Here is an 18,088-nt window from a genome sequence, read left to right on the forward strand (position 1 = left end):
ACCACCGCGCACACGGAGGTTCCCGCATGTTCGAGTTGACCGCATTGCTGCGCCAGCGCTTCGCCGCCCTGCGCAGCAGTGGCGAATTTTTCTCTCTGCGTTACGTGCAGCAGAGCCAGCAGCACCTGTCGGTGCGCAAGAATATCGCCGAGCCGCCGTTCCTCAGCCGCGACGAAGGCGCGATGCTCACCGTGCGTCTGAACGGTGTCGAAACCTACGCCGCCACCGCCGACCTGTCTCAATCCGGCTTGCAGCGCGCACTGGAGCAAGCTGAAACACTGGCTCGACAAATCACCGGGCGCGCCTTGCTCGACCTGCGCGAACAACCGCTGGCCACAGGCCGCGCCGACTACTGCTCGCCTAACCTTGAGCAAGCCTTCCCGTCCCTGGCCGACTGCTACGCTCTGCTTGCCCAGGAGTCGGCCAGCGTGCCGAATGACAGCCGCCTGGTGAACTGGCAGGCCAGCCTTGGCGTCAGCAATATCGAGCAGATCTACCTGAACACCGCCGGCGCCGAACTGCGCCAGGCCCAGCGTTTTATCTACCCGGGCTTCAGCACCACCGCCTTCGACGGCCAGGACAGCCAGACCCGCACTCTGGGCCGGGAGAACTTCGGCCAGCAGGGCGGCCTCGATGTGATCGAGCGTTGCGGCCTGGTCGGCGCCGGGGCCAAGGTCGCGGACCAGGCCCTGCAACTGCTGCTGGCGCCGAACACGCCGAGCGGTGTGCGTGACCTGTTGCTGATGCCTGACCAGATGATGCTGCAGATCCACGAATCCATCGGTCATCCGCTGGAAATGGACCGCATCCTCGGCGACGAGCGCAATTACGCCGGTACCAGCTTCGTCAAGGCCAGCGACTTCGGCAGCCTGCAATACGGCTCGAAACTGCTCAACGTGACCTTCGACCCATCGATCCGCGAAGAGCTCGCCAGCTACAGCCACGACGACGACGGCAGCGCCGCACACAAGCAGTTCCTGATCAAGGACGGTTTGCTGATTCGCCCGCTGGGCGGCGCCCTGTCGCAGTTCCGCTCAGGCCTTGAAGGGGTGGCCAACAGTCGCGCCTGCGGCTGGAACCGGGCGCCGATCGACCGCATGGCCAACCTCAACATCGAGCCGGGGGACAAGACCTTCGAGCAACTGATCGACGGCATCGAGCAGGGCATACTGATGCGCACCAACCGCTCGTGGTCGATTGACGATGCGCGCAACAAGTTCCAGTTCGGCTGCGAATGGGGCCAGTTGATCGAGAACGGCGAGCTCAAGGGCGTGGTCAAGAACCCCAACTACCGCGGGATCTCCGCACAGTTCTGGGGCAACCTCAGCGCCGTTGGCGACGCCAGCACTTTGCAGGTACTGGGCACCCCGAACTGCGGCAAGGGCGAGCCTAACCAGGTGGTGCGCGTGGGCCACGCCTCCCCCGCCTGCGTATTCAGCCAGATCGACGTATTCGGAGGAGACGCCTGATGGCTGCCACCCCATTGCAAAGCTTCCAGCACCTGGTCGCCAGCCTGCGCGACGCGGTGCGCGCCCCTGAGCATTTCACTTTGAGCTACAGTGGCGAACACTCGCAGTTCATCCGTTTCAACCACGCCAAGGTGCGTCAGGCCGGTGAGGTGCAGCAGGCCAGCTGCGTGCTCAAGCTGGTCGCTGACGGGCGTCAGGCCGAGTTGCAGTTCACCCTCGGCAACGATGCCGAGGTCGATCAACTGCGCTTGCAGCAAGCCCTGGAGCAACTGCGCCAGACCCTGCCGCTGCTCGAGCCCGACCCGTACCTGCAACTCAACGACAGCGCCTGGCAAAGCCACAGCGTGCAGGATCAACCGCTGCCTGACAGCGCCGCGGTACTGGCGCAGATCGAGCAAGGCGCGGGCGACCTCGACCTGGTCGGTATCTATGCCGCAGGCCCGATCTGCCGGGGCTTTTCCAGCTCGTTCGGGGCTTTTGGCTGGCACCAGGCCAACAGTTTCAACCTCGACTGGAGCCTGTTCCACAGTAATGGCGAAGCAGTAAAAGCCAACTATGCCGGGCAGATCTGGGATCGCGAGGCCTTCGCCCTGCGCCTTAAGCAGACCCGCGAACAGCTTGACTACCTCGGTCGCCCGCTGAAAAAACTCGCCCCTGGCCAGTACCGCGCCTACCTGGCACCGGCGGCACTGGACGAGATCATGGGCATGCTCTGCTGGGGCGGCTTCTCGGCCCAGGCCATTGCCACCAAGAACAGTCCGCTACAGCGCCTGTACAGCGGCGATGCCAGCCTGAGCCCGTTGACCAGCATTGCCGAGCAGATCAGCGGTTCGCTGAGCCCGTCGTTCTCTGATGAAGGCTTGTTGCGCAGCGACCTGCGCCTGATCGACCAGGGCCAGGCCGGTGATCGGTTGATCTGCGCGCGCAGCGCCGCCGAGTTCGAGCTGGCGGCCAACGGTGCCGATAGCTACGAGTCGCCGTGCGCCCTGAGCATGGCAGGCGGCGCGCTTGCGCAGAGTGAAATCCTCGCCCGCCTGGGCACCGGCCTGTACATCAGTAACCTCTGGTACCTGAACTACTCGGACCTGCCCGCCGCGCGCATGACCGGCCTGACCCGCTTCGCCACCTTCTGGGTCGAGAACGGCGAGATCCAGGCGCCGGTGAGCACCATGCGCTTTGACGACAGCGTCTACAGTTTGCTGGGGTCGCAACTGGAGGCGTTGACCACAGAGCGCGAGCTGATTCTGTCGACCAGCACCTATGGCCAGCGCCAGACCAGTTCGAGTCATTTGCCGGGAGCTTTGGTCAATCGCCTGACGTTGACACTGTAATTAGCCCTTCGCGGGGCAAGCCCGCTCCTACAACTCCGGTAGGAGCGGGCTTGCCCCGCGAAGAGGCCCTCAAGGACTACACACATCCCCATGCCCAACCGCGCCCCGCTGGACCCGACCACCGCCCGCTGGATCCCCTGGGTCGTGGCCATCGCCTTTTTCATGCAGTCGCTCGACGGCACCATCCTCAACACCGCCCTGCCCGCCATGGCCCGCGACCTGGCCGAAGACCCGCTGCGCATGCAGTCGGTGATCATCGCCTACATGCTCACCGTGGCCCTGCTGATCCCGGCCTCGGGCTGGATCGCCGACCGCTTCGGCACCAAACGCATTTTCTTCGGCGCCATCTTGCTGTTCAGCCTCGGCTCACTGCTCTGCGCCCTGGCCAGCAGCCTCGGCATGCTGGTGGCGGCGCGGGTGATTCAGGGCCTGGGCGGGGCATTGATGCTGCCGGTCGGACGCCTGGTGGTACTGCGCGCTTATCCGCGCTCGGAGCTGGTGCGGATCATGAGCTTCATCACCATCCCCGGCCTGCTCGGCCCGTTGCTGGGCCCGACCATGGGCGGCTGGCTGGTGGAGATCCTCAGCTGGCACTGGATCTTCCTGCTCAACCTGCCGGTTGGCGCCATTGGCTGTTATGCGGTGTGGAAGTTCATCCCCGACCTGCGCGGCTCGGAACGCACCCGCTTCGACGGCATCGGCTTCGTGCTGTTTGGCGCGGCGATGGTGCTGATCACCATTGCCATGGAAGGCCTGGGCGAGCTGCACCTGCCGCACCTGCGGGTAATGTTGCTGCTGTTTGCCGGCATGGCGTGCCTGGCCGCCTACTGGTTGCGTGCCGGGAGCGTCGACAACCCACTGTTTTCGCCAAAACTGTTCCGCACCCGGACCTTTTCGGTGGGCATCCTCGGTAACCTGTTCGCCCGCCTGGGCAGCGGCGCCCTGCCGTTTCTGGTGCCGCTGTTGCTGCAGGTGGCGCTGGGTTATTCACCGTCCCAGGCCGGCATGAGCATGATCCCGCTGGCCGCTGCAGCGATGGTCGCCAAGTCGATTGCCCGGCCGCTGATCGAGCGCTTCGGCTACCGCAACATTCTCACCGGCAACACCCTGCTGCTGGGCCTGTTGCTGGCCAGCCTGGGCCTGGTCGACGAACAGACGCCCTATGCCTTGCTGCTGTTCCAGCTGGGCCTGCTCGGCGCGGTCAACTCGATGCAGTTCACGGCAATGAACACCGTGACCCTGATCGACCTCGACGACGCTAGCGCCAGCAGCGGCAACAGCCTGCTGTCGGTGGTCGCGCAACTGTCGCTGAGCCTCGGCGTGGCCTGCGCCGGCGCCTTGCTTGGCGGCTTTACCGCTGCCGGCAGTGGCGAGGGCGTAGAGAGCACCCTCGGCGCGTTCCAGCTGACCTTCGTGACCATCGGCCTGATGGCCATGCTGGCGGCGGCGATCTTCATGCAGCTGTCCAGGGCGGACGGAAGGCGTGCCCCTCGTCTGGAACCGGAGATCGAGCCTTAGGGCTAAAGGCCATGAGGCTGGTACACTGCGCGACATTTTGTTTTGCAGGCCAGTCTCGTGACCACCATTGCCACCGCCTTCGCCACTTTGCCGCTGTCCGCCGCCATGCTGGCCAACCTGGACGCCCTCGGCTACGCCCAGATGACCCCGATCCAGGCCCAGAGCCTGCCGGTGATGCTCAAGGGCATGGACCTGATCGCCCAGGCCAAGACCGGCAGCGGCAAGACCGCCGCCTTCGGCATCGGCCTGCTCAACCCGCTCAACCCGCGCTACTTCGGTTGCCAGGCGTTGGTGCTGTGCCCGACCCGCGAGCTGGCCGACCAGGTGGCCAAGGAACTGCGCCGCCTGGCCCGCAGCGAAGACAACATCAAGATCCTCACCCTGTGCGGTGGCGTGTCCCTCGGCCCGCAGATCGCTTCGCTGGAGCATGGTGCGCACATCATCGTCGGCACCCCGGGCCGCGTGCAGCAGCACCTGAGCAAAGGCACCCTGGTGCTCGATGGCCTCAACACCCTGGTGCTCGATGAAGCCGACCGCATGCTCGACATGGGCTTCTACGACGCCATCGCCGACATCATCGGCCAGACCCCGAAACGCCGCCAGACCCTGCTGTTCTCCGCCACCTACCCGGCCGGTATCAAGCAGTTGGCCTCGACTTTCATGCGCGACCCACAAACCGTCAAGGTCGAGTCGCAGCACGCCGACAGCCAGATCGAGCAACGCTTCTACGAGATCAACCCGGACCAGCGCATGGATGCGGTGAGCAAATTGCTCGGCCATTTCCGTCCACAATCGTGCGTGGCGTTCTGCTTCACCAAGCAGCAGTGCCAGGAGCTGGTCGAGCACCTGCAGGCCAAGGGCATTGCCGCCCAGGCCCTGCATGGCGACCTGGAGCAGCGTGATCGCGACCAGGTCCTGACCCTGTTCGCCAACCGCAGCCTGTCGGTGCTGGTGGCCACCGACGTCGCCGCCCGCGGCCTGGATATCGACGCCCTGGACATGGTCATCAACGTCGAGCTGGCCCGCGACGCCGAGATCCACGTGCACCGTGTCGGCCGTACCGGCCGGGCGGGCGAGAAAGGCCTGGCGGTGAGCCTGGTGGCCCCGGCCGAAGGCCATCGCGCCCAGGCCATTGAAGATATGCAGAAGGCCGCCCTGCGCTGGGAACAGCTGGACAGCCTCAAGGCCCAGAATGGTGCACCGCTGCTGCCGACCATGAGCACCCTGTGTATCGCCGCCGGGCGCAAGGACAAGCTGCGCCCTGGCGATATCCTCGGCGCCTTGACCGGCGATGCCGGGCTGCCGGGCACCCAGGTCGGCAAGATTGCCATCTTCGACTTCCAGGCGTTCGTCGCCGTCGAGCGCGCGGTGGCCAAGCAGGCATTGCAGCGGCTCAACAGCGGCAAAATCAAGGGCCGCTCGTTGCGGGTGCGGATCGTCTGATTACCTTTTCGCGGGGCAAGCCCGCTCCTACACACCATCCCTGTAGGAGCGGGCTTGCCCCGCGATCGCTTCACCACCGAATTCTCGAGGATTTTGCAGTGCGTTCCACCGAAGTGATCATCATCGGCGCTGGCGCCGCCGGCCTGATGTGCGCCTTGACCGCCGCCAAACGCGGCCGCCAGGTGCTGCTGCTCGACCACGCCAACAAGCCGGGCAAGAAGATCCTCATGTCCGGCGGTGGCCGCTGCAACTTCACCAACATGTACACCGAGCCGAGCAACTTCCTCTCGCAAAACCCGCATTTCTGCAAGTCGGCCCTGGCCCGCTACACCCAGTGGGATTTCATCGAGATGGTCGGCAAGCACGCTGTGCCCTACCACGAGAAGAAGCTCGGCCAGCTGTTCTGCGATAACAAGTCCAGCGACATCCTTGGCATACTTCTGGATGAATGCGACAACGCCGGCGCCGAACTGCGCATGGACACCAGCATCGAGCAGATCGAGAAACTCGACAGCGGCTACCTGCTGGAAACCAGCGCCGGCCAGTTCCAGTGCCAGTCGCTGGTGATCGCCACTGGCGGCCTGTCGATCCCGACCCTGGGTGCTACCGGCTTCGGTTACCAGGTCGCCCGCCAGTTCGGCCACACCCTGCTGCCGACCCGCGCAGGCCTGGTGCCGTTCACCATCACCGAACCGCAGCTCAAGGCAATCTGCACTGAACTGTCGGGCACCTCGGTCGATTGCGTGGCCAGTTGCAACGGCAGCAGCTTCCGGGAAAACCTGCTGTTCACCCACCGCGGCCTGAGCGGCCCGGCGATCCTGCAGATTTCTTCGTTCTGGCAGGCTGGCGACACGCTTGAAATCAACCTGCTGCCCGAGCACGACGCCCTGAGCTGGCTGCAACAGCAGCAAGCCGAGCGCCCCAACAGCGAGCTCAAGACCCTGCTCGGGGAGATTTTCACCAAGAAGATGGCCAACCTGCTGGCCGAGCACTGGTTCGTCTCCAAGCCAATGAAGCAGTACACCCCGGCGGAACTGGCCCAGGTCAGCGACAAACTCGGGGCCTGGCAGGTGGTGCCGGCCGGGACCGAAGGCTACCGCACGGCCGAAGTGACCCTGGGCGGCGTCGATACCCGTGAAGTCTCGTCGAAAACCATGGAATCGCTGAAAAGCCCGGGCCTGTACTTTATCGGCGAAGTGCTCGACGTCAGCGGCCACCTCGGCGGCTTCAACTTCCAGTGGGCCTGGGCCTCGGCGTACGCGGCCGCGCAGTTCGTCTAACCTTCGCGGTAGAATCAGCGCATCAAGGAACAAATTTTGCTGGTCAGAAGCAGCGGTAACACCGTTGCCATCTGACTGGCTCAATTTCGATCATCGCCCAAGGCCTGCCCACCCGACATGTCATCTTCCTCGTTCAGCCAATCGTTGCGCCGCCTCTGGGCCCTGGACAAGTTCAGCTACGCCATCCGCGTCCTCATCGCCCTGACCGGCAGCATGCTGCTGTGCTGGTACAAGGACGAGATGAGCCTGCTGATCCCGCTGTTTCTGGGGATTATCGCCAGCGCCCTGGCCGAGACCGACGACAGCTGGCAGGGGCGCCTGAACGCCCTGGCCGTCACCCTGGTGTGCTTCACCATCGCCGCGCTGTCGGTGGAGTTGCTGTTCCCCTACCCGATCATCTTCGGCTGCGCCCTGGCCCTGGCCAGCTTCGCCCTGACCATGCTCGGCGCCCTCGGCGAGCGCTACGGCGCGATTGCCTCGGCGACACTGATCTTGTCGGTCTATACCATGATCGGCGTCGACCAGCGCGGCGGCGAAGTCACTGACTTCTGGCACGAACCCCTGCTGCTGGTGGCCGGCGCCGCCTGGTACGGCCTGCTTTCGGTGCTGTGGCAGGCGCTGTTCTCCAACCAGCCGGTGCAACAGAGCCTGGCTCGGCTGTTCCGCGAGCTGGGGCGCTACCTCAAGCTCAAGGCCACGCTGTTCGAACCCATACGCCAACTGGATGTCGAGGCCCGCCGCCTGGAACTGGCGCAGCAGAACGGTCGGGTGGTGGCCGCGCTCAACGCAGCCAAGGAAATCATCCTGCACCGGGTCGGCAATGGCCGGCCGGGATCGAAAGTCAGCCGCTACCTGAAGCTGTACTTCCTCGCCCAGGACATCCACGAGCGCGCCAGCTCCTCGCACTACCCGTACAACGCCCTGACCGAAGCCTTCTTCCATAGCGACGTGCTGTTCCGCTGCCAGCGCCTGCTGCGCCAGCAGGGCGTGGCCTGCCAGCAGCTGTCCGAGTCCATCCAACTGCGCCAGCCATTCACCTACGACACCAGCTTCGCCCAGGCCCTGGAAGACCTGCACGCCTCGCTCGAACACCTGCGCATCCAGAGCAACCCGGCCTGGCGTGGCCTGCTGCGCTCGCTGCGGGCGCTGGCGGCGAACCTGGCGACCCTCGACCGCCTGCTCAGCGACGCCAGCAACCCCGACAACCTCGCCGATGCCAGCGACAGCAGCCTGCTCGACCGCTCACCGCGCAATTTCAAGGACGTCTGGAGCCGCCTGCGCCAGCAACTGACGCCGACCTCATTGCTGTTCCGCCATGCCCTGCGCCTGCCCCTGGCGCTGTCGATCGGCTATGGCATGGTCCACTTGATTCACCCGACCCAGGGCTACTGGATCATCCTCACCACCCTGTTCGTCTGCCAGCCCAACTACGGTGCCACGCGGCGCAAGCTGGGGCAACGGATCATCGGCACCGCCATCGGCCTGACCGTCGGCTGGGCGCTGTTCGACCTGTTCCCCAGCCCGATCATCCAGTCGCTGTTCGCCGTCGCCGCCGGGGTGGTGTTCTTCGTCAACCGCACCACCCGCTACACCCTGGCCACGGCGGCAATTACCCTGATGGTGCTGTTCTGCTTCAACCAGATCGGTGATGGCTACGGGCTGTTCCTGCCGCGGCTGTTCGATACCCTGGTGGGCAGCCTGATCGCCATCCTCGCGGTGTTCCTGTTCCTCCCGGACTGGCAGGGGCGGCGGCTGAACAAGGTGCTGGCCAACACCCTCAGTTGCAACAGCACCTACCTGCGTCAGATCATGCAGCAGTATGCTCAGGGCAAAAGTGACGACCTGGCCTACCGCCTGGCCCGGCGCAACGCCCACAACGCCGACGCGGCGCTGTCGACCACCCTGGCCAACATGCTCATGGAGCCCGGGCATTTTCGTAAGGAGGCGGACGTCGGCTTCCGCTTCCTGGTGCTGTCGCACACCCTGCTCAGCTATCTTTCGGGCCTTGGCGCGCACCGCGACACCGCGCTGGATGCCGAGGTTCGCCAGCAATTGATCGATGGCGCCGGGGCGAGCCTGGCCAACAGCCTGGACGAGATTGCCGAAGGCCTGGCCAGCAAGCTGCCGGTGGCGATCCACAGCGATGCCGAAGAAACCCTGGCCAATGACCTTGAGCAGATGCCCGAAGAGCTCGATGAACACCAGCGTCTGGTGCAAACCCAGCTGGCGCTGATCTGCCGGCAACTGGCGCCGCTGCGCACCCTCGCCGCGCATCTGATCAAGGACAGCGCGCCGGCCTGATTACAGGCCGTGCTGTTTGAGCAGCCGGGCATAGCTGCCGTCGGCTTTCATCTGGGCAATGGCACGGTCGAAGCCGGCGACGATCTGCTGGTGCTCAGGGTTCTTCAGGCTGACGAGGATATGCAGGCTGTTCTCGCTGACCGGCTTGTCGAAGAACTCCACCGCCTCACGCACCTCTTTCGGTTCACGCTTGAGGAAATACCCGGCAACGAATTCATCCTCCAGTGCCAGGCTCACACGGCCGGCGGCCAGCATGCCGACGGCGACGGAAAAACTGCGTACCGGAACCTTCTGCAGATGGGTGTCGCTGTCGAACTCGGGCGAGTAGGCATAATCGCGCACCACAGCGATGGGGAACGGGTAGAGGTCGCTCAAGGAGTTGAAACGCAGCGCATCGCCTTTGCGCTTGAGCAGGCGGATACGGTTGGTCAGGTAGCTGGCGGAAAACTGGCCTATCTGCGTGCGCGAGTCGTTGTACCAGGCATTGACCAGCACATCGTAGCGCCCGTCCCCAACCCCCAGCAGCGCCCGCGCCCAGGGCACCTGCTCATACTGGCTGGTATAGCCGGCACGGGTCAGGGCTGTGGTGACGATGGCCGTGGCCAGGCCACCGTTGGCCATGTTGGCATCGGTAAAGGGCGGCCAGCTGTCGGCTACCAGACGCAGCGTGGTGGCCTGCGCCGAAGTGCTCAGCAGTAGCAGTATTCCCGTTGAAGCCAAGACTCGAAGCAATGGCCGCATGCTCAAATCCTTTAGCGAACCCCTGGTTCGCGCCGTTGATTTCAACTGCTTGAGAATGTTCAGTGCCAATCAGCCATCGCAGGTTACACAAAGAAGAAGTCATCGGGCAGAGGCAAATGATATCAAATGGCCTCTATTCCGGTCGACTTCGAGCCTGTGTTGACCTGGAGCAATTAGACCCTCGCCCCACTGTCTGCCATGATCAGGGGTATCAACCGTTTGAGAGACGCCCATGGCCATCGATTGGATCTGCAAACACCACAGTGACATTGGCAAGGAACAACTCTATGCCATTCTGCGACTGCGCACCGAAGTGTTCGTGGTCGAACAGAAATGCCCCTATCAGGAAGTCGATGGCCAGGACCTGGAAGGCGACACCTGCCACCTGATGGCCTGGGAGGGTGACAACCTGCTGGCTTACCTGCGCTTGCTCGATCCGCAATCCCAAGGCGGTGACGTGGTCATCGGCCGGGTGCTGATAGCCCCCGACGCGCGCGGTCGCGGGCTGGGCCATGAGCTGATGGAGCATGGGCTCAAATACGCAGAGGAACTCTGGCCCGAGGTGCCGGTGTACCTTTCAGCCCAGGCGCACCTGCAGGATTACTATGCGCGCCATGGCTTCAAGGTGGCGGGAGAGGTGTTTCTCGAAGACGATATTGCGCATATTGGAATGCGGCGGGGGTAGCAGTATCGCGGGGCAAGCCCACTCCCACATTGCCCCGCGATGAGGCCCTCAGGGATACCCCAGCACCTCACGAACACTGCGCAGATGCTGGGTGATCCACTGCTTGTCGATCGCTCCCCAGTCGCGGATCCGGTAGTGCCCGGCGTGGTTGCGCGCCCCGTCCTGCTGCTCGAACTCGCAGACGATATCCAGGTCGGCCAGAGCGGCAATGGTGTCCTGGGCAGTGCGCCGGGGCATGCCGGTGGCTTCCATCAAGGCCGGGACAGTACTGGCGGTCTGGCTGTCGATCAGCCAGGCGACATACAGCCGGCGGTAGAAACTGCTCTTGGTCTTGCTCACTTCCATTGGCAAATCCTCAGGGCCTACAGGCTGGCGGGCAGCTCACGGTAGGTCAGGTAAACCCGCAGGTCGAATTCCAGTTGATGGTAGCCCGGCTGCATGTATTCGCAGAGCTGGTAGAACGCCTTGTTATGATCGGACTCTTTCAAGTGCGCCAGTTCGTGTACCACGATCATCTTCAAAAACTGCGGCGCCGCGTCCTTGAACAACGAGGCGATGCGGATTTCCTTCTTGGCCTTCAACTTGCCGCCCTGTACCCGCGACACCGCCGTGTGCAGGCCGAGTGCACGATGGGTGAGGTCAAGACGGTTGTCGAACAGCACCTTGTCGAGGTTCGGCGCATTGCGCAGGTGCTCCTGCTTGAGCGTCTGGGCATAGGCGTACAGCGCCTTGTCGCTGTGCACCGCATGCTTGTCCGGATAGCGCTGCTGCAGGTAGTCGCCCAGGCGATTGCTGGCAATCAACTGGCGAACCTGGTCTTGCAGGGCGGGCGGATAGGCTTGCAGGTACTTGAGCACGGTCATGGTCAAAACGGCTGACGATAAAAGCGCCCAGTGTAACCAACTACAGCCGTTGCCAGTCAAAAAAGCCCGGAAACGCTCCGGCATCCCCCGGCGTCATGGGCCGCGCCACCAGAAAGCCCTGCACATACTCGCAACCATTGGCTTGCAGCCATTGCGCTTGCTCGCGGGTTTCGACGCCTTCGGCGATCACACTGATCGCGTACTGGCGGCACAGCTCGATCACGGCACGCACCAACGCAGCGTCCGCTTTCGATCCAGGCAAACGCGCGACCAGATGGCGATCAAGCTTGAGGGTATCGATCGGCAGGTCGCGCAGCATGCGCAACGAACAGTCGCCAACACCGAAGTCGTCGAGGGCGATGCGTACGCCCAGCTCTCGCAGCTTGTGCAACTGTTTCAAGGCCACATCGCTATTGACCATCAACGAGGTCTCGGCCACTTCGACCTCCAACTGCGAAGGATCAAGGCCCTGACTGGCGATCACCCGACCGAGCTCCTCGGCCAGGTTGGGCATGGCGAACTGCACACGGCTGAGGCTGATCCCCAGCACCAGGCCCGGCTCAAAACATTCCTGCCAGTCGCGACGCTGCGCCACACCCTGGGCATAGATCCAGCTGGCCAGGCGTGAGATCAGGCGCGCCTCTTCCAGCAAGGGCAGGAACAACCCTGGCGGGACATCGCCAACGCTGGGATGCTGCCAGCGCAACAGTGCCTCGAACCCGCGCAGACGCCCATCGGCAAAGGCCACCTGGGGCTGATAGACCAGGCTGAAGTCCTTGTGCTCGATGGCGCTGCGCACCGAGTCTTCGAGCATCAGCCGAGAACGCGCGCGGCCATTGAGGTCCTGATCGTAATAGCGATACTGCTGACGCCCGGCCTGCTTGGCCGCATACATCGCGGCATCGGCCGCGCGCAGCAGGCCGTCGAGGCTGGCGCCACAATCGGGGTAGGTGGCGATACCGATACTCACCCCCAGCGTCACTTCCATGCCTTCTATCTGCTGACAGATCGACATGCGCTCGATCACCCGCTCGGCAAAGCGCGCAGCCTGTTCGGGGTACTCCAGGGCATCGAACAGTGCAGTGAACTCATCACCGCCCATGCGCGCCAGGATCGCACTGGCGCCCAGGCAATCCTTGAGCTGCTCGGCGACCCAATGCAGCACACGGTCGCCCGCCTCATGACCGAGAAAGTCATTGATGCGCTTGAAACCGTCCAGATCCAGGTACATCAGCGCCTGGGCCTTGTCGCTGCGTTCGCTACGCACCAGGGCGCTTTCGGCAGCCTGGTAGAAGCCGCGGCGGTTAAGCAGCCCGGTCAAGGGGTCGGTGACCGCCTGAAACTCCAGCTGCTGGTGCAGGTTGCGCACCACCGACATGTCCAGCACCGTCACCACCATGGCGCGCTGGCCGTCGGTCAAGGGTGAACAGGACAGCGCCACCGGCACCGGCTGGCCGCCGGCTGTGCGCAGCAGGGCATCGTGGATACGGAAGATCTGCCGATCCAGGTAGGCCTGGTAGAAGGCCGACTCGGCCCACAACGTCATCCCCGGCGATTGCACGAAATCCAGCAAGCTGGCGCCTTGCAGCACCTCCACCGGGGCTTCGAGCAACTGGGAAATGGCCGGATTGGCAAAGGTGATCTCACCCTTTTCACCCACCACCAGAATGCCTTCGGCAGCGTTGTTGAGCACTGAGGCATTGAAGGCCCGCGCCGCTTCCAGGTCGCGGCTCAAGCGCTGCAACGAGCGCCGGTTGCGCTGCTGCTCGAGCAAGGCCTGGACCTTGGGCTTGAGTATCTGCGGGTCGAAGGGTTTGAACAGGTAATCCACCGCACCGCTGGCGTAGCCCTTGAGCACAGAAGCCTGGGACTGCTCGTTGGCGGTGAGGAAGATGATCGGCGTCAGCCGCGTACGCTGGCTGCCGCGCATCAAACGGGCGACCTCGAAACCGTCCATGCCCGGCATCTGCACATCCAGCAGCACCAGGTCCACTTCATGCTCGAGCAGCGCGCTCAGGGCTTCCGTCCCCGAGCTCGCGGTGAGTACTTGCCAATCCTGGCGGGCCAGCAAGGCCCGCATACTGATCAGGTTTTCCGGGTAGTCATCAACGACCAGCAGTACTGAGCCGCTATCGTGTGACTGAAGTTGCGCGCAATCCATGCTGCTTCTCTTAGGACACCAATGCCGGACTTCGGCTGAAATCTGTGCGTAACTCTAGACCCGGCTGCCATAAATCTGAAGTCAGCACATTGCCATCATGGCTGGAATGGCCTGTTAGCCGACTAACGGTCTGTCCGTGCGGGCCATGCGCGTCGCTTCCCTGGCGCGCAGGCACAAAAAAGCCCGCATCGCTGCGGGCTTTTCTGTTCAGGCTTAGTTGACCTTGGCGGCCAGCTCACCCTTGGCGTAGCGCTGGAACATCGCTTCCAGGGAGATCGGTTTGATCTTCGAGGCGTTGCCAGCGGTGCCGAAAGCTTCGTAACGGGCGATGCAGACGTCGCGCATGGCCTTGACGGTTTCGCCGAAGAACTTGCGTGGGTCGAATTCGCTCGGGTTGGTGGCCATCAGGCGACGCATGGCACCGGTGGACGCCAGGCGCAGGTCGGTATCGATGTTGACCTTGCGCACGCCGTACTTGATGCCTTCAACGATTTCTTCAACCGGCACGCCGTAGGTTTCTTTGATGTCGCCGCCGTACTGGTTGATGATCGCCAGCCACCCTTGCGGTACCGAGGACGAACCATGCATCACCAGGTGGGTGTTGGGGATGCGCTTGTGGATTTCCTTGATGCGGTCGATCGCCAGCACGTCACCGGTAGGCGGCTTGGTGAACTTGTAGGCACCGTGGCTGGTACCGATGGCGATGGCCAGGGCGTCGACCTGGGTCTTCTTGACGAAGTCGGCGGCTTCTTCCGGATCGGTCAGCATCTGGCTGTGATCCAGCACGCCTTCGGCGCCGATACCGTCTTCTTCACCGGCCATGCCGGTTTCCAGCGAACCCAGGCAACCCAGCTCGCCTTCAACCGAAACGCCGCAGGCGTGAGCCATGGCAACGGTTTGTTGAGTAACGCGCACGTTGTACTCGTAGTCGGTCGGGGTCTTGCCGTCTTCGCCCAGCGAGCCGTCCATCATTACCGAACTGAAGCCCAGCTGGATCGAGCGCTGGCAGACATCAGGGCTGGTCCCGTGGTCCTGGTGCATGCACACCGGGATGTGCGGGAATTCTTCGATGGCAGCCAGGATCAGGTGGCGCAGGAACGGCGCGCCAGCGTATTTGCGGGCACCGGCCGAGGCCTGGACAATCACCGGGGAGTCGGTCTTGTCAGCGGCTTCCATGATGGCGCGCATCTGCTCAAGGTTGTTGACGTTGAAAGCTGGAACGCCGTAGCCGAATTCAGCGGCGTGGTCCAGCATCTGGCGCATGCTAATGAGTGCCATTGTGTATCTCTCTCCCGACAAGCGTCGTTTTTCGTGCAAGCCTGCCGCAGCGGCGGTTGCTATTCAAGTAGTGTGGGCCTTCGAGGCCCGGCCAGTCACGGCGCCTTGCAGCCCCGCCCTATCAAATCGTTGGTGGCGACCCAGTACACCAGGCCTTCGTCACCCTTGCTGTGGAACGCCAGCACTCCATCGCTGTACAACGCACCCGAGCCACTGGGCTCCGGCTTGAGCCGGTAGACCTGGTCGCCGCCACCCAGGCGTACGTCCACGTCCTGCTGGCTGCTATCGGTAAAGCGCCAAAGCACTTCGGCCTGGCTGTCACAGACCCAACGGGTCCAGTTGTCGGTCGGGGTTGGCGCAGGCTTGAGGCTTGCACAACCACCGAGTACTGCCAGGGCCATCAAGGCCGCTACCGCTTTCATCCAATATCCTCTAGCAGACCACAAACCGGCCAGTAGGTTGCCGTGAACCGATCAAGGGCAACCCTGGGCCCGACGCTGATGTTCGTCGTCGTATTTTTCCAGGCCATCCGGGCCCAGCCTTTTGTTGATTACCGGTGCCGTTTCAGCCTGCCATTCAGACTGATAGCAGCCGCCTTTCGGCGCACCGGGCTTTGGCGTCGCCTGCTCCGGGTTACTGGAGCAAGCGCCGAGCAGCCCGGCCAGGATAATCACAGGCAATTGCTTGACCATCGGGTCGCTCCCTTTGCCAGGCCGAATGGATCAGGCCTTGGCCCGCTGTTCCAGCATTTCAACGGCCGGCAGCACTTTACCTTCGACGAACTCGAGGAATGCACCGCCACCGGTAGAAATGTAGGAGATTTGCTCGGCAACGCCATATTTGTCGATGGCCGCCAGGGTGTCGCCACCACCGGCGATGGAGAACGCAGCGCTCTGGGCGATGGCCTGGGCCAGAACCTTGGTGCCGTTACCGAACTGGTCGAATTCGAACACGCCGACCGGGCCGTTCCACAGGATAGTATTCGACGACTTCAGCAGCTCGGCGAAGTTGGCCGCGGTTTGCGGGCCGATGTCGAGGATCATGTCGTCTTCGGCAACGTCGGCAACCAGCTTGACGGTCGCTGCGGCGCTTTCGGCAAATTCCTTGGCAGCCACCACGTCGACCGGCAGCGGTACGTTGACCTTGGCGGCGATGGACTTGGCGGTGTCGATCAGGTCAGGCTCGTACAGCGACTTGCCGACGGGATGACCGGCCGCAGCCAGGAAGGTGTTGGCGATGCCGCCGCCAACGATCAGCAGGTCGCAGATCTGGCTCAGGCTGTTGAGCACGTCCAGCTTGGTCGAGACCTTGGAGCCGGCAACAATGGCCGCCATCGGCTTGGCCGGGGCTTTCAGGGCCTTGCCCAGGGCATCCAGCTCGGCAGCCAGCAGCGGGCCAGCAGCCGCGACCTTGGCGAACTTGGCCACGCCGTGTGTCGAGCCTTCGGCGCGGTGAGCGGTACCGAAAGCGTCCATCACGAACACGTCGCACAGGGCGGCGTACTTCTGCGCCAGCTCGTCGGCGTTCTTCTTTTCGCCCTTGTTGAAGCGCACGTTCTCGAACAGGACGATGTCACCGGCCTTGATTTCGACACCCTCGAGGTAGTCGGCAACCAGCGGTACGTCGCGGCCCAGGGCCTTGCTCAGGTACTCGGCGACCGGCTTGAGGCTGTTCTCGGCAGAGAATTCGCCTTCGCTTGGGCGGCCCAGGTGCGAGCAGACCATCACGGCCGCGCCCTTTTCCAGGGCCAGCTTGATGGTCGGCAGCGAAGCGAGGATGCGCGCATCGCTGGCAACCACACCGTCCTTCACAGGCACGTTGAGGTCTTCGCGGATCAGTACGCGCTTACCTTGCAGATCGAGGTCGGTCATCTTCAACACGGTCATGAATGCAGTCCTTCAGGGCTGTTTACAAGTGGAGCGGGTTTGATTGACGACGTGCAGAAAGTGATCGGCAACGTCGAGCATACGGTTGGCAAAACCCCATTCGTTGTCGAACCAGGCCAGCAGGTTGACCAGCCGGGGGCCGGAAACGCGAGTCTGGCTGGCATCGACAATGGCCGAATGCGGGTCATGGTTGAAATCACAACTGGCGTGCGGCAGTTCAGTGTAGGCCAGCAGACCCTGCAGCGGACCGCTCAGGGCGGCTTCGCGCAGCACCCGGTTGACCTCGGCCGCAGTGGTATCGCGGGAGGTCTGCAGGGTGATGTCCAGGCACGACACGTTGACGGTCGGCACGCGTACGGCTTTGGCCTGAATTCGCCCGGCAAGTTCCGGCAGCAGCCGTTCGATACCACGGGCCAGGCCCGTGGACACCGGGATCACCGACTGGAACGCCGAACGGGTACGGCGCAGGTCTTCGTGGTGATAGGCGTCGATCACCGGCTGGTCGTTCATCGCCGAGTGAATGGTGGTAATCGACACGTACTCCAGGCCAAAGGCCAGGTCCAGCACCCGCAGCAGCGGCACGCCGCAGTTGGTGGTGCAGGAAGCGTTGGATACCAGCTTCTCGGTGCCGTCCAGGCAATCCTGGTTGATGCCGTAGACCACCGTGGCGTCGACATCCGCCTCACTGGCCATGGGCTGGGAGAACAGCACCCGTGGCGCACCGGCGTCAAGAAAGCGCTGGGCATCGGCGCGGGTGTTGTAGGCGCCGGAACACTCCAGCACCAGGTCGACGTCGAGCGCCGCCCAGTCGACCCCTTCCGGGGTGGCACTGCGCAAGACCTTCACGCAGTCGCCATTGATATGCAGACAATCGCCGTCGACCTTCACCTCGCCGGGGAAACGCCCGTGGGTGGAGTCGAAGCGTGTCAGGTATTCGATACTGGCCTGGTCGGCCAGGTCGTTCAGTGCAACGATCTCGAAGCCCGCCTTCGCCCCCCGTTCAAAGAGTGCGCGCAAGACGCAACGACCAATACGGCCGTAGCCGTTGAGTGCAACTTTGTAAGGACGCGATTGGGGCATGGGATGCTCACGGAACAGAAGCGTTATCTGCAATCGCGGGGCAAGCCCGCTC

16 protein-coding genes are annotated in these 18,088 nt (G+C 63.4%); 7 read left to right on the plus strand and 9 right to left on the minus strand.

What is annotated here, in order from left to right:
* The first annotated feature begins 26 nt into the window (after positions 1-26).
* From F8N82_RS22660 to yccS, 6 genes are all read left to right on the plus strand, one after another.
* Entirely contained in the window at positions 27-1,469 is a 1,443-nt protein-coding gene (locus F8N82_RS22660; RefSeq protein WP_038997498.1) for a TldD/PmbA family protein, read from the plus strand.
* Positions 1,469-2,800 (plus strand): TldD/PmbA family protein, encoded by a 1,332-nt coding sequence (locus F8N82_RS22665; protein WP_038997499.1) that lies wholly within the window; start codon positions 1,469-1,471, stop codon positions 2,798-2,800. The genes F8N82_RS22660 and F8N82_RS22665 overlap by 1 nt, the downstream gene beginning before the upstream one ends.
* 90 nt (positions 2,801-2,890) lie before the next feature.
* Positions 2,891-4,318 carry a multidrug transporter subunit MdtD gene (mdtD, locus tag F8N82_RS22670; protein WP_038997500.1) on the plus strand — a complete coding sequence of 476 codons (1,428 nt, stop codon included), beginning with the start codon at positions 2,891-2,893 and terminating at the stop codon, positions 4,316-4,318.
* Positions 4,319-4,423: 105 nt separating this feature from the next.
* Positions 4,424-5,761, plus strand: coding sequence for an ATP-dependent RNA helicase DbpA (dbpA, locus tag F8N82_RS22675; protein WP_232531859.1), 1,338 nt, complete (start codon positions 4,424-4,426; stop codon positions 5,759-5,761).
* 98 nt (positions 5,762-5,859) lie between these two features.
* Positions 5,860-7,041 (plus strand): NAD(P)/FAD-dependent oxidoreductase, encoded by a 1,182-nt coding sequence (locus F8N82_RS22680; protein ID WP_038997501.1) that lies wholly within the window; start codon positions 5,860-5,862, stop codon positions 7,039-7,041.
* A gap of 117 nt (positions 7,042-7,158) precedes the next feature.
* On the plus strand, positions 7,159-9,342 hold the full coding sequence (gene yccS, locus F8N82_RS22685; RefSeq protein WP_038997502.1) for a YccS family putative transporter: 2,184 nt from the start codon (positions 7,159-7,161) through the stop codon (positions 9,340-9,342).
* On the opposite strand, the gene F8N82_RS22690 is transcribed toward yccS, so the two are convergent.
* Entirely contained in the window at positions 9,343-10,083 is a 741-nt protein-coding gene (locus F8N82_RS22690) for a substrate-binding periplasmic protein (protein WP_038997503.1), read from the minus strand.
* Positions 10,084-10,315: 232 nt separating this feature from the next.
* Here F8N82_RS22690 and F8N82_RS22695 point away from each other — a divergent pair, with 232 nt between their 5' ends.
* Positions 10,316-10,768, plus strand: coding sequence for a GNAT family N-acetyltransferase (locus tag F8N82_RS22695; RefSeq protein ID WP_038997504.1), 453 nt, complete (start codon positions 10,316-10,318; stop codon positions 10,766-10,768).
* 48 nt (positions 10,769-10,816) lie between these two features.
* Here F8N82_RS22695 and F8N82_RS22700 read toward each other — a convergent pair whose 3' ends face one another.
* From F8N82_RS22700 to epd, 8 genes are all read right to left on the minus strand, one after another.
* Positions 10,817-11,113: a winged helix-turn-helix domain-containing protein gene (locus tag F8N82_RS22700; RefSeq protein WP_038997505.1), complete on the minus strand. Its 297-nt coding sequence runs from the start codon at positions 11,111-11,113 to the stop codon at positions 10,817-10,819.
* A 17-nt stretch (positions 11,114-11,130) separates the two neighbouring features.
* Positions 11,131-11,631, minus strand: coding sequence for a YgjP-like metallopeptidase domain-containing protein (locus F8N82_RS22705; RefSeq protein ID WP_038997506.1), 501 nt, complete (start codon positions 11,629-11,631; stop codon positions 11,131-11,133).
* Between the two features lie 40 nt (positions 11,632-11,671).
* Entirely contained in the window at positions 11,672-13,792 is a 2,121-nt protein-coding gene (locus F8N82_RS22710) for a putative bifunctional diguanylate cyclase/phosphodiesterase (protein ID WP_038997507.1), read from the minus strand.
* Between the two features lie 213 nt (positions 13,793-14,005).
* Positions 14,006-15,070 carry a class II fructose-bisphosphate aldolase gene (gene fba / locus F8N82_RS22715; protein WP_150776734.1) on the minus strand — a complete coding sequence of 355 codons (1,065 nt, stop codon included), beginning with the start codon at positions 15,068-15,070 and terminating at the stop codon, positions 14,006-14,008.
* A 95-nt stretch (positions 15,071-15,165) separates the two neighbouring features.
* Positions 15,166-15,492, minus strand: coding sequence for an MliC family protein (locus F8N82_RS22720; RefSeq protein ID WP_038997509.1), 327 nt, complete (start codon positions 15,490-15,492; stop codon positions 15,166-15,168).
* A gap of 51 nt (positions 15,493-15,543) precedes the next feature.
* Entirely contained in the window at positions 15,544-15,762 is a 219-nt protein-coding gene (locus tag F8N82_RS22725; protein WP_038997510.1) for a hypothetical protein, read from the minus strand.
* 30 nt (positions 15,763-15,792) lie between these two features.
* Positions 15,793-16,956: a phosphoglycerate kinase gene (locus tag F8N82_RS22730; protein ID WP_038997511.1), complete on the minus strand. Its 1,164-nt coding sequence runs from the start codon at positions 16,954-16,956 to the stop codon at positions 15,793-15,795.
* Between the two features lie 12 nt (positions 16,957-16,968).
* Positions 16,969-18,036 carry an erythrose-4-phosphate dehydrogenase gene (gene epd, locus F8N82_RS22735; RefSeq protein WP_038997512.1) on the minus strand — a complete coding sequence of 356 codons (1,068 nt, stop codon included), beginning with the start codon at positions 18,034-18,036 and terminating at the stop codon, positions 16,969-16,971.
* Between the last annotated feature and the right edge of the window lie 52 nt (positions 18,037-18,088).

This window comes from Pseudomonas fluorescens (genome assembly GCF_902497775.2).
Classification (GTDB): Bacteria; Pseudomonadota; Gammaproteobacteria; order Pseudomonadales; family Pseudomonadaceae; genus Aquipseudomonas; species Aquipseudomonas putida_F.